Origin of the sequence: Neisseria bacilliformis, from assembly GCF_014055025.1 — a bacterium.
Classification (GTDB): Bacteria; Pseudomonadota; Gammaproteobacteria; order Burkholderiales; family Neisseriaceae; genus Neisseria; species Neisseria bacilliformis.
Genome location: NZ_CP059571.1, coordinates 890991 through 907012, shown reverse-complemented (window position 1 = coordinate 907012; position 16022 = coordinate 890991). Strand labels below are relative to the sequence as shown.

Sequence of the window (16022 nt, the reverse complement as noted above, 5' to 3'; positions counted from 1 at the left end):
TCCCGAAAAACGATCTCGGCAGACAAGGTAGGGTGTGCCGCCCTGGCAACGCACGCGTTCCCTGCCGCACAACGAATCCTTACCTTACCCCATACCGAAACCGCGTGCGTGGCTTGCGCCACACCCTACCTAAACGGCAGAGGCCGTCTGAAAAAACGCTTTTCAGACGGCCTCTGTCTTTGGCGCGGGCTATCCGCGCTGCGCCGCCGCGATCAGTTCTGCCGCAAGCTGCGGCACGCCTTCGGCGGCGGTTTTGGCCAGCACTTCGACGCGGGCGGAGGTGATGTTGGGTTTGGGATCGACAAGGTAGAGCGGCGCGTCGGCGCGGGCGTAGTGCAGCAGCGAGGCGGCGGGATAGACTTGCAGGGAGGTGCCGACGACCATCACGATGTCGGCGGCGGACACCAGCCGCACGGCTTCGTCCATCAGCGGCACGGCTTCGCCGAAGAAGACGATGTGCGGGCGCAGGGGGTTGCCGTGGCGGTCGCGGTCGGCGGCGGTTTGGTCGCCCTGCCAGGGGATGATGTCGGTTTCGTCGGCGGTGCTGCGCAGTTTGCCCAATTCGCCGTGCAGGTGCAGCACGCTGCTGCTGCCGGCGCGTTCGTGCAGGTCGTCGACGTTTTGGGTGATGATGCGGACGCGGTAGTGTTTTTCCAAATCCGCCAGTGCCTTATGCGCGGCGTTGGGCACGGCGGCGGCGGCGGCGCGGCGGCGTTGGTTGTAAAAACCGATGACGGCCTGCGGGTTGCGTGCGAAGGCTTCGGGGGTGCAGACGTCTTCGACGCGGTATCCTTCCCACAGGCCGTCGCTGTCGCGGAAGGTTTGCAGGCCGCTTTGCGCGCTGATGCCCGCGCCGGTGAGTACGGCGAGTGTTTTCATGTGTTTTCCTTTTGGTGGTTTGAGGCCGTCCCCGCCTGCGCGGGGATGACGTTTCTGAAAGCGCAGCTTCGGCGTAGCCAAAAGCGCATTGGGGATTTTTCAGACGGCCTCTGCCGCTTGGGTAGGGTGTGTGGCGCAAGCCACGCACGCGGTTTGGGGTTGGCGGCAAGACAAGAATGCGTTGTGCGGCATGGAACGCGTGCGTCGCTGGGGCGACACACCCTACCTTGTCTGCCGCCTGCGTTTTTTTTGAGGCCGTCTGAAAACGGGGTTTCTCACCGCGCGGCCTGCCGCAGTACGGCGGCGATGTGGTCGCGGCAGAATGCGATTTCGCTGTCGGTGAGCGTGGGGTGGACGAGGAACATTAGCGCGGTTTCGCCCAGTTCCACCGCGTTTTTCAGACGGCCTTCCGGCCGCCACGGCGTGCCGTCGAAGGCTTTTTCCAAATAAACCTCGGCGCAGCTTCCCTGATAGCAGGGCACGCCGCGTGCGTTGAGTTCGGCGATGATGCCGTCGCGCGTCCAGCCGTCTTTGAGTTTTTCGGGGCGCACGAAGGCGTAGAACTTGTATTGCGCGTGTCCGATATGCTCGGGGATTTGCGGCAGACGAATACAGGAAAAACTGCCCAGCGTTACGGCCAGTTTGGCGGCGTGTTCGCGGCGGCGCGCCGTCCATTCGGGCATCCGTTTGAGCTGGATGCGGCCGATCACGGCCTGCATTTCCATCATGCGCCAGTTGGTGCCGAAACTTTCGTGCAGCCAGCGGAAACCGGGCGCGTGTTGGCGGTGGTAAACCGCGTCGTAGCTTTTGCCGTGGTCTTTGTACGACCACATTTTTTCCCACAATTCTTTGCTGTTGGTGGTAACCATGCCGCCTTCGCCGCCGGTGGTCATGATTTTGTCCTGGCAGAACGACCACGCGCCGACGTGGCCGATGGAGCCGACGCTGCGGCCTTTGTAGGTCGCGCCGTGGGCTTGGGCGCAGTCTTCGATCACCCGCAATCCGTGTTTTCCGGCCAGCTCCATGATGCCGTCCATTTCGGCGGGCATGCCGGCGAGGTGCACGACGATCACGGCTTTGGTGCGCGGCGTCAGCACGGCGGCGATGGTTTCGGCGGTGATGTTCTGGCTGTTCAAATCGACATCGGCAAACACGGGGTTTGCGCCCGCGTTGACGATGCACGAGGCCGAGGCAAGGAAGGTGCGCGGGGTAACAACCACGTCGTCGCCCGCGCCGATGCCCGTTGCTTTGAGCGCGACATCGAGCGCGAGCGTGCCGTTGCCGAGGGCGACGGCGTATTGCGTGCCGGCAAACGCGGCAAACTCTTGTTCAAATTCGCGGCATTCGCTGCCCGTCCAATAATTGACTTTGTTCGACAGCAAAACGCGCGAGACGGCATCGGCTTCTTCTTGGGTGAAGCTCGGCCATGGGGAAAGGGAGGTGTTCAGCATGGGGTTCTTTCTTTTTTTGGAAACATCATTCCCGCCAGTACGCCTCCGGAGCACAAACGCGGGAATGACGGCATTTGTTTTGGGGCTGCCGTTGGGGGTTTGCAAGGTTTTCAGGCCGTCTGAAAACGCCGTTTCGATGCAGCCTGATTGGCTTTTCAGACGGCCTCAGAGTTTGTTTGTTCCGAGCGTTCCAGCACCCGCGCGGGCACGCCGGCAACGGTGAGGCCGTCTGCAACGTCGCCCACCACCGCCGCGCCCGCGCCGACGGTTACGCCGCTGCCGATGCGCACCTGCTGGCGGGTGCACGCGCCGATGCCGATCCAGCTTTCATCGCCAATGTGCGTGCCGCCCGCCAGATGCGCGCCCGGGCTGATGTGGACGAACGCGCCCAGCGTGCAGTCGTGGTCTACCGTGGCGGCGGTGTTGACGATGCAGCCCTCGCCCAAACGGCTGCCTGGCTGGACGACGGCCTGGGCGAACACGGCGCAGCCGCCGCCCAGTTCGGCAAACGGGGCGACAACGGCACTCGGGTGGACGATGTCGGGCAAGGCGAAACCCAGCGTTTTCAGACGGCCGCACAGCCGCCGCCGCGCGGCATTGTCGCCGATGGCGACGGCGGCCTGGTAGGCGTCGGGGGAAACGCGGCCGCCGAGCAGATCCGTGCCGCCCAAAACGGGCAGGCCGACGACGCTGCCGCCTGCGGCGCGGTCGTCGAGAAACACAATCCGTGCCCATTGCGCGGCGGCCAGCGCGGTGGCGGCCAGCACTTTGCCGTGGCCGCCCGCGCCGATGATGACGAGGTTTTCGGTGGTCATAAAACGGTTTCTGTTGGTCTGTTGCGCTTGGGAGGCCGTCCCCGCCTGTGCGGGAATGACGGCGGTTTTTAATTTTCAGACGGCCTGCTGTTTTTCAGGCTGAATTTGCGTAAAAGGCCGTCTGAAAACACAGCTTCGGCGTAGCCAAAAACAGGTTTCCGCGCCCGTGTAGGTCGGACATTTATGCCCGACAGTTTCAATTTTGCGGATGTTTTGTCGGGCATGAATGCCCGACGGTTTCCAATCAGCCCTCCTCGCCGTTGCCCTCGAACTTAGCCGCCGTGGCCTCGCCCTCGGAATTGATGCCGTCGCGGGCAAAGACTTTTTTCACGGTCAGCAGCAGGATTTTGATGTCGAGCCAAAACGAGCGGTGGTCCACATACCACACGTCGAGGCGGAATTTTCCCGGCCAGGAAATCGCGTTGCGCCCGTTGACCTGCGCCCAGCCGGTGATGCCGGGGCGCACTTCGTGGCGGCGGCTTTGTTCGGCATTATAGAGCGGCAGGTATTCGGGCAAGAGCGGGCGCGGGCCGACCAGGCTCATGTCGCCTTTGAGCACGTTCCACAACTCGGGCAGCTCGTCGAGGCTGGCGGCGCGCAGTTTGCAGCCGAAGGGGGTGAGGCGTTCGGCATCGGGCAGCGGCTTGCCGTTTTCGTCGGCGGTGTCGCGCATGGTGCGGAATTTGTACATGGCAAACAGTTTGCCGTGTCTGCCCGGGCGCATTTGGCAAAACAGCACGGGCGTGCCGAGTTTGCGCCGTATCAGCCAGGCCAGCAGCAGCAAAAGCGGCGCAAGGCACAGCAGCAGGGCGGCGGAAACGGCGATGTCGAAGGCGCGTTTGCAAATGTCGTTCACGGCAGCAGGCTTTCTATCAGATCGGTGAGGCGGCGGTAGGACGCGCGGCGGTCGAACAGGCGGGCGATTTCTGCCGACCGCACCGGCGCGGCATGGTTTTTCAGACGGCCGAAGGCGGCGGCGAAGTCTTCCGCGTCGCCCGATTGGTAATGTTCGTGCGGCAAAAGGCCGAGCAGGCGGCGCACTTCGGGATGGGTTTGGCTGTTTAACACCGGCTTTTGCAGAGCCATGTAGTCGGACAGCTTGTTGGTTACCGACTGCGGCGCGTGGCTGTGGATGGCGTTCACCGCCATGTCGCAGCCCTTGGCCAGCGAGAGCATGTCGGCATAGGGCAGATAGCCGTGGAACACCGTGCCCTGCCCTGCGTAGGCCGCGCGCAGCCGCGCTTCGTCGCCGCCCCCGCCGCAGATGTGCAGCTCGGCATCTTCGCCGCGCTGCCGCAGCAGGCGCACGCCACGACAGACGGTTTCCACATCGTAGCTGTGGCTGAGCGTGCCGAGGTAGAACAGCCGCGTTTTGCGCTCGGCAAACACCCGCGCGGGCGCGGCGGCCACTGCGGCGAAATCCGCGCCGATATACACCGCCTCATGCAGCACGGCGGGATTGGCGGCGCGGGCGCGTGCCAGATAGCTTTGCGACACCGCCGCCAGCGCGTCGGCGCAGGCGTAGGCGCGGTCTGCCTTGCGGGCGAAGGGCACGAGGCGCGGCGGCAGCTTCGCCAGCACGGGCAAAACGGCAGAAAACGATTCCGGCCACACGTCCTGCACGTCAATCAGCAGCCTGTAACCCAGCCGCGCCTTGTACCGCCCCAGCACAAGATTGGACGCAATCAGCGGATAGGCCGAATACACCGCGCCGAACGCCCCCGCTTTTTGCGCCGCCAGCCATGCATCCAAGTTGCGCACAAAATCGCGGTGGCTTTTCAGACGGCCTATTGACACGTTTTTCCGATAACCCGCCTCGTCCAGCAGCACCACTTTCAGACGGCCTGCCGACGCGGCGGCGGCATCCTCAGGCCGTCTGAAAGACTTGTCGTGGTGGCGGAAACGGCTGGTAAGCAGTACCACATCGTGCCGCGCGGCCAGAGTCTCGGCCAAATAGCGGAAACGGTTGAAATAAGGCTCGCCGGGCAGCGAGCAGAACGGGGCGGCAATCAGAATGGTCATGGCGGGCAGGAAGGCTGGCAGGGGCGAAACCGCGTTTCTCCATCGGGGACGGCCTTTGTCAAAGTCCGTATGCGGCGCGGGCATTCGGAAAACGGTGCAAACGTTTCCTTCGCGGGTTGGCAAAGGGCGGATTATAGCCTTTTCGCAGCCTGAGGCCGTCTGAAAAAACGGTAGGCGGTCTTTCAGACGGCCTTTTAAGTTATGTAAACATTGTGTCCATACGCTACAATGCCTGCCGTTTTCACTCACGCAAACGGAGATGCCGTGTTTGCTTTCAAATCCCTGATCGAGATGCCGCGCAAAGAGGCCGCGCTGGTGGCCGCCGTGCTGGTAGCGGCGATGGGTTACACCATTATCGCGCTGGAATGGCTGCCGCACATGACCATTATCGCCGCCATCACCGCGCTGTTGGCCTACGGGCTCTCGCGCGGGCTGAAATACGAAGATATGCAGCAGGGCATGATTGCCGCCCTCAGCCGCAGCATGGGCGCGGTGTACCTGTTTTTCTTTATCGGGCTGATGGTGAGCGCGCTGATGATGTCCGGCTCGATTCCCACGCTGATGTATTACGGTTTCAACCTGATTTCGCCCGAATATTTCTATCTTTCCGCCTTTGTACTCTCGTCTTTGATCGGCGTGAGCATCGGCAGCAGCCTGACCACCTGCGCCACGGTGGGGGTGGCCTTTATCGGCATGGGCGAGGCGTTTCACGCCAATCTCGCCATGACCGCCGGCGCGGTGGTTTCGGGCGCGTTTTTCGGCGACAAAATGTCGCCGCTCTCCGACACCACCGGCATTGCCGCCTCCATTGTGGGCATCGACCTGTTCGAGCACATCCGCAATATGGCCTACACCACCGTTCCGGCCTGGCTGCTGACCGCGCTGGCAACCGGCTGGCTGCTGCCCGCCGCCGCCGCGCACGATTTGAACAGCACCGCCGTGTTCCGCGAGCAGCTGCAAGCCTCGGGGCTGGTGCACGCTTATTCGCTGATACCGTTTGCCGTGCTGGTGGTGCTGGCGGTGCGCCGCGTCAATGCGGTTGTCGCCATGCTGGCCACCATCCTGTCTGCCGTGGCCGTTACCTATCTGCACAGCAGCCCGAACCTGGCCACGCTGGGAAGCTGGTTTTACGGCGGCTTCAAACTCGAAGGCGGTTTCGAGCATATCGGCCGGCTGGTGTCGCGCGGCGGCTTGGAAAGCATGTTTTTCACACAGGCCATCGTGATACTCGGTTTGAGCCTGGGCGGCCTTTTGTTCACACTCGGCATCATCCCCAGCCTGCTGGACGGCGTGCGCCACCTCCTCACCAGCGCGGGGCGTGCCACCGCCTGCGTGGCGGCCACTGCCATCGGCGTGAACGTGTTGATCGGCGAACAGTATTTGAGCATCCTCTTGGCGGGCGAAACCTTCAAGCCGGTTTACGACAAACTCGGCCTGCACCCGCGCAACCTTTCGCGCACGCTGGAAGACGCGGGCACGGTGATCAACCCGCTGGTGCCGTGGAGCGTGTGCGGTGTGTTCATCGCCAAAACACTGGGCGTGGCGGTGCTGGACTACCTGCCCTACGCCTTTTTCTGCTACCTGAGCCTGCTGCTGACCCTGGTTTTCGGCTGGACGGGGGTAACGCTGAGCAGGAAATGAAATCAGGCTCAGGGTCTGTTGACATTCAGCTTGTGAGCGGTTTTTTGAGTAAAAAATGCCCGAATGCAAGGGAAAAAGCGTAGCAAGGTTGTGGACACCTTGCGAGCATTTTTGACGCGGCAGGCGGGTATTTTTTGACAAAAACACCGCCGCAAGGCTGATTGTCAACAGACCCTAGACCTTTGCAAAACCTAAAATAACACAAGGAATAGTTAAACCATCGTCATTCCCGCGTAGGCGGGAATCTTGGTTAATCTTAAACAATAGATTGTTTTTACAATAATTTCTTAACATCAAACAAGATTCCCGCCTGCGCGGGAATGACGGCATTTCTTATTTTCAGGCCGTCTGAAAAAGCGGGAAACACATTTTTCAGACGGCCTTTCGTTTGCACGGCAAAGAACGCGTGCGTCGCCTTGGGGCGACACACCCTACACAGAGGCGGCATGGTCGGACACCGACACGATAGAGGCCGTCTGAAAAACCGCGAATCCGCTTTTCAGACGGCCTTTTTTGTTAAGACCCTACCCGCCTAAGCCGCCTCGCGCTGCTTTTGCGCCTCGCGGTGGTAATGCCGTAGCGCGTGTTCTTTGCGACGACCGCTGCTGAATGCGGATACACGCTTCAAATAGCCGATGACGCGGGTGCCGTAGTCGATGTCGTGCGAACCGCAGGCGGAACAGGCGTGCAGGGTGCGTTTGTCGATGTGGCCGCATTCGTTGCAGATGGTGATGCGCACGTTCACACAGAAGTAGTTGCAGCCGGTTTGTGCGGCGATGTCCAGCAGCGAACGGTAGCCGGATGCGGGCAGGGCTTCGTCGAGGTTCAGGTGCAGCGCGGAGCCGCCGTCGAGCCAGTCCACCAGTTCTTTACCGTGCAGCAGGAATTTGTCAAGCGCGTTGATTTCCTCGTCTTCAACGACGTAGAAATAGGAGTTGTAGCATTCGCGGCTGACTTTGTAGCCGTCGGCTTTGTCCCATTTGGCGTTTTTCACGCCGAGGTTTTCGGCAGGGACAAACTCAGTGTTGAACTTCACGCCGTAGTGCTTGCTGGCGGCTTGGTTGGCTTCGAATATGGTTTTCAGACGGCCTTGGACAAAGTTGATGTAATCGTCGTTGTAGCCGACTTTGATGCCTTGCGATTCGGCGGCTTCCGCCATACCGTTGATACCGATGGTGAGGAATTGTTTGTCCAGCGTGATGAAGCCTGCGTCGTACACGGGCAGCATACCGGCGGCTTGGTATTCTTCCATCAGTTTGCGGTAGGCGTATTGGTAACGATGGATTTTGGCGACTTCGGCGGCCAAATCGCGGCCGTCTTGTTCCAAGCGGTTCATATTGATGGTAATCACATTAATCGAGCCGGTGGCCACGCCGCCCGCGCCGAGGGTGTAACTGAACGTGCGGTCTTCGATGGCGTTGCGCAGGCGGCAGCAGGAGGCGAGCGAGTCGGGGTTGTCGGACAGGTACACGAAAAACGAGTTGCCCTCGGACAATTCTTTGGCCATTTGGTCGGCAAACGCGCCGTCTTTGCATTTGCCGCCGTCGGTGAGCATGGCGGCGGTTACCACGGGGAAGGTCAAAACGGCTTTGGTGCGCTCCTGATTGAACCATTTGAGGAAGAAGTTTTGCAGCTTCGCCACGCTCGCCCACACCGGTTTGCTGAAATCGGGAAAGACGAAATCGCCGAACATCGCGTCGAAATAGTATTGATCGTAAACGGAAATATTCCAAAACACGCTCTGATAGCCGCGTGCGGCAGCGGGCTGGTTGATGCTGTACACGACCTGTTGCAGGTGGTTGGCGACTTCGGCGGCATGGGTTTCGAGATAGTCTTCGCCGTAATCCTTGCGGGCGAAGTAATCGAAATAAGTGAGAAATTCCACGGTGGCGACCGCGCCGGCAAACTGGGCGCTGATGGCGAACACCAGATTGATAAACGAGCCGCAGAACGACGCCAGATGCTTGGGCGCTTTCGATTCGCCGCCGAGCTTGCTTAAGCCGTCGAGCAAAAACGGATACAGCGTTACCGACACGCAGTAGGGTTTCAGGCTGGTTTCGTCGTGCACATAGATTTCGTGCGCTTCAATCTGGCGGATGTATTCGCGGGCGGTGGCTTCATCGAAAATCTCGGCGATTTTGCGCGACACTTGGGCGCGGTTCATCTGCACGAAAAAGTCTTTCATGATTTCCGCTTCCATCGTGGCGATGTTTTTCTGCGTTACGTTGGCGTTGGCGTCCATCTTCGAGCCGTCGGCCGCGTTGTGGGCGGAAATGTAGTCGTGCATAAATTGCAGTTTGCCGTTTAACTGTTCGGGATACAGCCGAATCATGTTAAGTCCTCCTGTGGTGGTTAAAAACGGCTTTCAGACGGCCTTTTTAAAGATAAAGGCTACCTGAAAGCGCAAAACAGACGGTTCAGGCCGTCTGAACAAACGCCCCGTCCGCAGGCGCAGACGCGGCAATCGGAATCACTTTTGGCGCGGGATTGTCTTTCACAAACAATCGGTTCAACACCTCGCCCGTGCGCACATCGATGAATTTCTGGTTGGTGGCCGGGCTGTCCAAACCGCCCAGCTCCATCACCCAACGCCCTGTTTTCAAATAAGTGAGATACGGAATGATGCTTTCGGATACCGCTTCCAATTCTTCGCGTTCCAAGCCCGTGTACAGGCACGCTTTCAAACCCGCCCGCACCACGATGCCGAGCATCTGCTGTAAGATTTCAGGCTGCCATTCGCCGCCCATAAACAGCACGCAGGTGATTAAGCCGCGATAGCGTTTCAGACGGCCTTTCAGATAATCCGCCGTCAATTCCTGCCCCAAAGAAGCCTTCCAAGCGTCCGCGCTGTGGCAGCCCTTGCAGCGCAGTTGGCAGCCTGAAAACAAAAACGCCAGCGACACCTCGCCCGGCACTTCCTGCCAGACGATTTGTTCGGTGGTGAATTTCAGGCTCGGCATAGCGTCTTCCTTAAAATACTATATATAGTATGAACTGCGTTTGAAAAATACCATATTTGGTATTCTAGACACATTGCCGCACGGCCGCAACAATAGCTCGTGCAAATTTTATAATTTGCTTATTTTTATTGAAAAAGACTTTTCTGGCGGTTTGAAACGCACGGGGAAACCGCGCTATGATGCGCGGACTATGTTTCGGAGACGGAAAAAATGACGGACAAAAACAGTAATGCGCAGCAGGCCGCCCGCGCGGTAGGCCGTCTGAAAAACAAAAGCGGCAAAGAAGAGCGGTTGCAAGGCTGGCGCGATGCCTGCGCCGAACAGGGTTTGAGCGGCGAGTTTGTCTTGTCGGCCAAGCTCAACGGAGCGGCCTATACCGAGGAAGAGGCGGCGATGGTGGCGGAGTTGTTCGGGCGTTGAGGGGGCGTTTCAGGGCTTCACCATCTGTTTTTATAGGCGCACGCGCGTTTTCTTGCGCAGGCATCCGAAACCGCGTGCGTCGCCCTACCTAAAACTTCGGATACCTCTAAACGCCGTCATTCCCGCGCAGGCGGGAATCTTGCCTGGTTTTCAATAATTCTTGAATAAACAAGCTATTGTTTGGGTTTCGACAAGATTCTCGCCTGCGCGGGAATGACGGCGTTTTTTTGATTTCAGCTCCGCAACCAATCCGCGCTATACAGGCCGTTGTCGGGATTTTATAAAGGTTTCCGGTTTCCACCTGCCTTTGAGGCCGTCTGAAAGCGTAGCTTCAACAAAGTTAAAACGAAGTTTCGGCGCAGCGAAAACCGTGTGCGTGGCTGCGCCACACACCCTACTCTGCTGGGCTTCAGCCCAGCAAAAACCGGAGAAATAGCGAGTTAGCCGGGCTGAAGCCCGGCCTACAATGGGTATTTTGTTCCACCATACAGTGAGGCCGTCTGAAAACGCAGTTTTCAGACGGCCTCAAAGGTTTCCCGATACGGAGCAGGCAAAAACCCGCCGACGCAGTTTGCAGGGCGGGTTTTCCGTGGCGGCGGCCTGCGCCTATTGGATGTTGTGGGTCATGGACAGGCCGACGGCGCGCCAGGTTTTTTTGTCGCGGTTTTCTTTCACCAGACCCGCGCCGAGGTTGATGAAGGTGCTTTTCGAGAAGTCGTAGCGGGTTTGCAGGGCGAGCTGTTTGTAGTTTTTGCCGCTGTTGGAGCGGCCGTAGGCCACGCCGATCTGCGGGGTGAAGTTGCCCAGTTTGTAGCTGGTGGTGATTTGGAAGTCTTTGGTGTTGGCTGTTTTGGTTTCGGGGTCGGCGTAGTAGAAGCGGTCGCGGGTGTTGTGCGCGTATTGGAAACCCGCGCCGATGCTAAATTTGTCTTTGTCGTAGCCGATTTTCAGCGAGTGCACCTGACGGTCTTTTTCCGCGTCGGGCGAGGCTTTGACGGCGTATTCCATGCCATAGTGGGCGTTGAAGCCTTTGGCGTGGGTGTAGTCGAAGCCTGCGCCGTAAATCCATTTGCCGTTGCGCTCTTAGGCGGTTTTGGTCGGGTAGCCGGGGTCGTTGTAGTTGGGGTTGTTGTAGCCGGGGGCGGCCATCAGGCGGTAGCTGAAGCCTTTTTTGGGCACGGAGTCGTACACGACGGAGATGGCGCGGTTGCCGAAGCGGGTCATGCGCCCCATGGTTTGGGTGTAGTTGTTGCCTTCAAATTCGTCCTGATGGCCGGTCATGTAGTGGACGGGGGTGCTCATGCGGCCGACGCGGACGGTGCCGAGGCTGCCTCTGAGACCGATGTAGGAATCGTCGGTGGCCCAGCCGTTGTAATCGTGGGCGACGAAGGAGTTGAGGCCGTAGATGAGAGTGAGGCCGTTGTCGCTGACTTTTTCGCTGCCCATGATCCACAGGCGGCTGTTGAGGTCGGAAAAGGTGGTGGTGGCGTTGCCGTCGCCGTCGCTTTCGTATTCGATGGCCGAGAAGATGCGCCCGCCGATGCGGTTGGTGGTTTCGGCATGGGCGGCGGCGGCGCACAGCAGGGCGGCGGCGAAGGTGATATGTAACTTCTTCATTTTGTTCTCCTAATACGGTTTTTGACTTGTGTTGCGCGGCAATAGTATTTAAGGAATGGTAAAAAATCAATATTTTTTGTAATGTAATGTTTCGTTTTGCGGTATCCAAGTTTGTTCTGTGGCAGGGAAAAGGCCGTCTGAACAGCGGTTTTCAGACGGCCTTTGCGGATGGAACGGCGTTTCAGCGGGCGGCGGCGGGCAGGCGTTCGCGCAGGGTTTGCTTGCCTTTGGCCAGTTGCAGGCTGGCGGTTTCGCCCAGGCGCAGGGCGAGGCCGATGGCGAGGATGTCGATGACGGTCAGTTGCAGCAGGCGGGAAATCATGGGGGTGTAGCGTTCGCTGTCTTCCTGGGTGAACACGTTGAGCACGCAGTCGGCGGCGGCGGCCAGCGGCGAGCCGGCGCGGGTAACGGCGATGACGGACGCGCCGTTTTCTTTGGCGGCGGCGGCCACTTCGAGCAGTCCGGCGGGGGTGCCGGATTTGGAGATGACGACGATGGTGTCCTGCGGGCTCAACACGGCGGCGGCCATCAGCTGGATGTGCAGGTCGGAATAGGCCACGGCGGAGATGCCGAAGCGGAAGAATTTGTGCTGCGCGTCTTGGGCGACGATGCCGGAGTTGCCCATGCCGTAAAACTCGATACGGCGCGCGCCGTGGAGCAGGGAAACGGCTTTTTCGAGTTCGGCTTCGTCGAGGAAGCGGCGCGCGCCGAGGATGGCGGCGGCAGTGTTGCCGAGCACTTTTTCCATCACGGCGGCCATGTCGTCGCCTTCGTTGAGCTGTTCGTGCACGAAGGGCATGCCGGCGCGGCTGATGTCGGCGGAGAGGTCGAGCTTGAATTCGGGCAGCCCTTTGCAGCCGAGGCTGCGGCAGAAGCGGATGACGGTGGGCTGGCTGACGGTGGCGCGCGCGGCGATGTCGGCCACGGCGGCGTGGACGAACCATTTGGGATCGGCCAGGGCGCATTCGCCCACTTTGCGTTCGGCGGCGGACAGTTTGTCCAGGGATTCGCTGATGCGGTTTAACACAGTTGTCTCCTTATTTCGATTTTGCTTGTTTTTCTGTTTTTCAGACGGCCTCACAGGGTTTTTCACCAAAGAGGCCGTCTGAAAACGCTTGGAAGGGGCTGCTTAATTGATAAAAATCACGGCGAATAATACACCATAACATGCCGCGCCGCCGCCAGCACCGCGCCGACGGGGTATTTTGCCGAGGGCGCGGCCAGGGCGGCATCGAGCACGCGGCGTTTGTCTTCGCCGGCGATGGCGAGGTAAACCTGCGGCACGCGGGCGATTTGCGCCAGCGTCAGCGAAACGCGCTCATGCGGCGCGTCGGGCGGGGAAACGTGCAGCAGCGGCTGCGGACAATCGGGCGAGAGGCCGTCTGAAAGCTGCGGCGCGGCGGGAAACAGCGAGGCGGTGTGGCCATCGCTGCCCATGCCGAGCACCAAAACGTCGGCGCGGCGGTAATGCGCAAGGGCAAGGCGCACGGCTTCGTCGGGCGGCGGCACGCTTGCGCCGTCTTCAATCAGGGGCAGCCACTGCGCCGCTGCGGCGCGGTGTTGCAGCAGGTGTTCGCGCACCAGCCGCGTGTTGCTGTCGGGATGGGATGTCGGCACGACGCGCTCGTCGGCAAGGGTTGCGGCCACGTTTGCCCAGTCCAAATCTTCGTGCGACAAGGCTTGGAAAAACGGCACCGGCGAGCGTCCGCCCGACACGGCCAGCACGGCGTTTCCCTTGTGCGCCAAGGCTTCGCGCAGGTCTTGCGCCACGGCATCGGCAAGGGCGCGGGCGGCGGCTTCGGGGCTTGGGAAGGTACGGATGGCGGTCATCAGCCGTTGCCGCGCAGGGCGGCGCATTCGCGGTGTTGGCCGAGCAGTTGGGCGCGGGGGAGTTGGGGGATAAGGGCTTGGTGCCACAGGCGCATCAATCAGACCTCCGTAAAAAGTGCAGGCTGCTTTTTGGCAATGGAAAAGCAGCCTGCACATTATTTTCAATCGATGGCGCGGTATTCGCCCGTCCATTCGCCATTGGGCGCGGCGGCATCGGTTTTCATTTTGCCGCTGCGCCGGTCGATTTCATAACTGAACAGACGCGGAGCGGTTGCCGGGTCGCCGCCACATTGGGCATCGTGTTTTTCGCGTACGTCCACCATGTAGCCGTTTCTAGTTTTCTCGGCCATAAACATCAGGCATTCGGGCTTCTGACTGGTCAGATGATTGCGGGCTACGGATTCGGACACACGCTGAATCGCCTGCTCTTCGCTGCGCACGCTTTGGGCATGTGCGGGCAGCACGGTAACAGCCGACAGGACAGCCAAGCAATAGATAGATTTCAATTTCATCATGTTTCCTTTATGCGCAATAAAAAACACCGGCAACCGACATCTGCGCATGGGGATGTAGGCTGCCTGCTTTTTTAACCGTTAAACAGCGGTTTGCCTTTGGTTTTTTTCTGACAATATGGCCGGTAACGGCACAGGCCGTCTGAAAAGCCGTAAAACCTGTTTTTTTTGTTTTTCAGACGGCCTCAATACGAATACGCCACGGCCGCCAGACTGCCCACAATCAGCGCAATCAACGCCAGCTGCACCGCGCCTTTGAGCAGTGCCGTGCGGCTGACGAAGTAGATGAACAGCGTGCCCGTGAGCGCGAACATCAGAATGATCTGCCAGCCCGGCCAACGGTTTAAGTGCTGCGCTTCGCTGAAACAGGTGTGTATGTGCAGCACGATAACGGCGCAGGCGATCAGGGTAAGCAGCATTGCCATGGTTTGGTCGTTCCTGTCGGTAATCTTGGTTGCGGCTTTTCAGACGGCCTCAACCGCATTTCAAAACAAATGCCCCAGCTTTTCGGCCTTGGTGTGCAGATAGCGCGTGTTTTCCGCATTTTCGCCCACATGCAGCGGCACACGTTCGGCGATTTCGATGCCCGCCCTTTGCAGCGCGGCCACCTTGTCGGGATTATTGGTCAACAGGCGCACCGACGCGATGCCCAAGTGGGCGAAAATCTGCTGCGCCAGCGTGAAATCCCGCGCGTCCACCGGCAGGCCGAGCGCGAGGTTGGCCTCCACCGTGTCCATGCCCTGATCCTGCAAACGGTAGGCGCGGATTTTGTTGATCAGGCCGATGCCGCGCCCCTCCTGGCGCAGATAGGCAATGCAGCCGCGCCCCGCCTGCTGCACCGCCCGCATCGCCGCTTCCAGCTGCGGGCCGCAGTCGCACTTGCGCGAAAACAGCGCGTCGCCCGTGAGACACTCCGAATGCACCCGCGCCAAAACCGGCAGGCCGTCTGAAAAATCGCCCATTGTCAGCGCGGCGTGCTCCTGCCCGTTTTCCTCTTCAAAACCGTGCAGCGCAAACACGCCCCATTCGGTCGGCAGGCGGCAGGAGGCAACGAATTTCAGCCTACTCATCCTCCGCCTCCCCCGCCCCGCCCGCCAGTGCGCCCAAGGGCGCGGCCAGAGCCAAAGCCAAAGCCACCCACTGCGTGAGCGCGTCTTCGTCAAACGCGTTTTTCTGCGCCGACTCGACATACACCACGCCCAGCACCCGGCCGCTTGCCGCGCACACCGGCAAAGCCGCCTGGCTGCCCGAGTCCGCATGTTCCGCCCCCAGCAAATCGCCGCATTCCAGCCAGCGCGGCACATCGCCGGCCAGATTCAGCCAGCCGCTCTGCGCCGAACGCGCCGCCAAATGCCGCCGCGCCGCGTCGTCGTCCGCCGCCAGCAGCTCCGCCACAGCCCGCCCCTGCGCGGCCAAACGCAGCAGCACGGCGTCCGGCAGCAGCGCATACACCGCCGCCGAACGCGCCGCCGTGCGCGAGCACACCGAGTCCAAAGCCATAAACACCTGCCGCAGCAGCGCGTCCGTTTCCGCATTCTGCGGCAGGCGCGCATCGGCCTCCGCCCCGCGCAGCACGCTGCGGTCAATCTCCGCCTGCCCGAAATTCACCACCGCCTCCGCCGCCAAATGCGCCACGCGCACCCCGTCGGCTGCGAGTTTCAAACCCTGCGTTTGCAGATAATCCCGAATCAGCGAATCCGACATCGCACCTTCCATTTCATTCCATAACCAATCAGGCCGTCTGAAAACCGTTTTGCACAGCCCGAGGGGTTACCAAAACCTGTTCACCATCTCCGACACGGCTGCCACCGGCAAACGCCCAAACAAATGCAATCCGCACCGGGCGGATTGCAAACGACCTCCATTGTACCGCCC

At 60.2% G+C, this 16022-nt stretch carries 17 protein-coding genes and 1 pseudogene; 2 read left to right on the top strand and 16 right to left on the bottom strand.

What is annotated here, in order from left to right; translation table 11 throughout:
* Positions 1-189: 189 nt before the first annotated feature.
* The 5 genes from H3L91_RS04625 to H3L91_RS04605 form a co-directional block, all read right to left on the bottom strand.
* The gene (locus tag H3L91_RS04625) at positions 190-879 is read right to left on the bottom strand and encodes an SIR2 family NAD-dependent protein deacylase (protein ID WP_007342390.1); all 690 of its coding nucleotides are present in this window, start codon (positions 877-879) and stop codon (positions 190-192) included.
* A gap of 275 nt (positions 880-1154) precedes the next feature.
* Positions 1155-2330 carry a DegT/DnrJ/EryC1/StrS family aminotransferase gene (locus H3L91_RS04620; RefSeq protein WP_007342388.1) on the bottom strand — a complete coding sequence of 392 codons (1176 nt, stop codon included), beginning with the start codon at positions 2328-2330 and terminating at the stop codon, positions 1155-1157.
* A 155-nt stretch (positions 2331-2485) separates the two neighbouring features.
* Complete coding sequence (locus tag H3L91_RS04615; RefSeq protein ID WP_007342386.1) at positions 2486-3145, bottom strand: acetyltransferase; 660 nt, start codon at positions 3143-3145, stop codon at positions 2486-2488.
* A 244-nt stretch (positions 3146-3389) separates the two neighbouring features.
* Entirely contained in the window at positions 3390-4001 is a 612-nt protein-coding gene (locus H3L91_RS04610; RefSeq protein ID WP_007342384.1) for a sugar transferase, read from the bottom strand.
* Positions 3998-5167, bottom strand: coding sequence for a glycosyltransferase (locus H3L91_RS04605; protein ID WP_007342383.1), 1170 nt, complete (start codon positions 5165-5167; stop codon positions 3998-4000). Before H3L91_RS04605 ends, H3L91_RS04610 begins: the two co-directional genes overlap by 4 nt.
* 264 nt (positions 5168-5431) lie before the next feature.
* On the opposite strand from H3L91_RS04605, the gene nhaC reads away from it, so the two are divergent.
* On the top strand, positions 5432-6808 hold the full coding sequence (gene nhaC, locus H3L91_RS04600; protein ID WP_040658797.1) for a Na+/H+ antiporter NhaC: 1377 nt from the start codon (positions 5432-5434) through the stop codon (positions 6806-6808).
* 532 nt (positions 6809-7340) lie between these two features.
* Here the strand turns inward: nhaC and nrdD are convergent.
* Both nrdD and nrdG read right to left on the bottom strand, forming a co-directional pair.
* On the bottom strand, positions 7341-9140 hold the full coding sequence (gene nrdD / locus H3L91_RS04595) for an anaerobic ribonucleoside-triphosphate reductase (RefSeq protein ID WP_007342379.1): 1800 nt from the start codon (positions 9138-9140) through the stop codon (positions 7341-7343).
* 85 nt (positions 9141-9225) lie between these two features.
* On the bottom strand, positions 9226-9768 hold the full coding sequence (nrdG, locus tag H3L91_RS04590; RefSeq protein ID WP_007342378.1) for an anaerobic ribonucleoside-triphosphate reductase activating protein: 543 nt from the start codon (positions 9766-9768) through the stop codon (positions 9226-9228).
* 210 nt (positions 9769-9978) lie between these two features.
* Between nrdG and H3L91_RS04585 the strand changes: the two genes are divergently transcribed.
* The gene (locus H3L91_RS04585) at positions 9979-10188 is read left to right on the top strand and encodes a hypothetical protein (protein ID WP_007342377.1); all 210 of its coding nucleotides are present in this window, start codon (positions 9979-9981) and stop codon (positions 10186-10188) included.
* A gap of 606 nt (positions 10189-10794) precedes the next feature.
* Here the strand turns inward: H3L91_RS04585 and H3L91_RS04580 are convergent.
* The 9 genes and pseudogenes from H3L91_RS04580 to H3L91_RS04540 all read right to left on the bottom strand — a co-directional run bounded on the left by H3L91_RS04580 (position 10795) and on the right by H3L91_RS04540 (position 15851).
* Entirely contained in the window at positions 10795-11253 is a 459-nt protein-coding gene (locus H3L91_RS04580; RefSeq protein ID WP_370992043.1) for a porin family protein, read from the bottom strand.
* An 18-nt stretch (positions 11254-11271) separates the two neighbouring features.
* Positions 11272-11805 (bottom strand): porin, encoded by a 534-nt coding sequence (locus tag H3L91_RS04575; protein ID WP_007342374.1) that lies wholly within the window; start codon positions 11803-11805, stop codon positions 11272-11274.
* 181 nt (positions 11806-11986) lie between these two features.
* Complete coding sequence (locus H3L91_RS04570) at positions 11987-12832, bottom strand: SIS domain-containing protein (protein ID WP_040659432.1); 846 nt, start codon at positions 12830-12832, stop codon at positions 11987-11989.
* A 116-nt stretch (positions 12833-12948) separates the two neighbouring features.
* Entirely contained in the window at positions 12949-13635 is a 687-nt protein-coding gene (gene pgl / locus H3L91_RS04565) for a 6-phosphogluconolactonase (protein WP_007342372.1), read from the bottom strand.
* A 2-nt stretch (positions 13636-13637) separates the two neighbouring features.
* Positions 13638-13730: pseudogene (locus H3L91_RS04560) on the bottom strand (pyrimidine dimer DNA glycosylase/endonuclease V); the annotation flags it as partial.
* Positions 13731-13796: 66 nt separating this feature from the next.
* Entirely contained in the window at positions 13797-14150 is a 354-nt protein-coding gene (locus tag H3L91_RS04555) for a hypothetical protein (protein ID WP_007342371.1), read from the bottom strand.
* Between the two features lie 182 nt (positions 14151-14332).
* Positions 14333-14572: a hypothetical protein gene (locus tag H3L91_RS04550; RefSeq protein WP_007342370.1), complete on the bottom strand. Its 240-nt coding sequence runs from the start codon at positions 14570-14572 to the stop codon at positions 14333-14335.
* Positions 14573-14632: 60 nt separating this feature from the next.
* On the bottom strand, positions 14633-15217 hold the full coding sequence (ribA, locus tag H3L91_RS04545; RefSeq protein WP_007342369.1) for a GTP cyclohydrolase II: 585 nt from the start codon (positions 15215-15217) through the stop codon (positions 14633-14635).
* Positions 15210-15851: a GAF domain-containing protein gene (locus tag H3L91_RS04540; RefSeq protein WP_049255538.1), complete on the bottom strand. Its 642-nt coding sequence runs from the start codon at positions 15849-15851 to the stop codon at positions 15210-15212. The genes ribA and H3L91_RS04540 overlap by 8 nt, the downstream gene beginning before the upstream one ends.
* Positions 15852-16022: the final 171 nt, after the last annotated feature.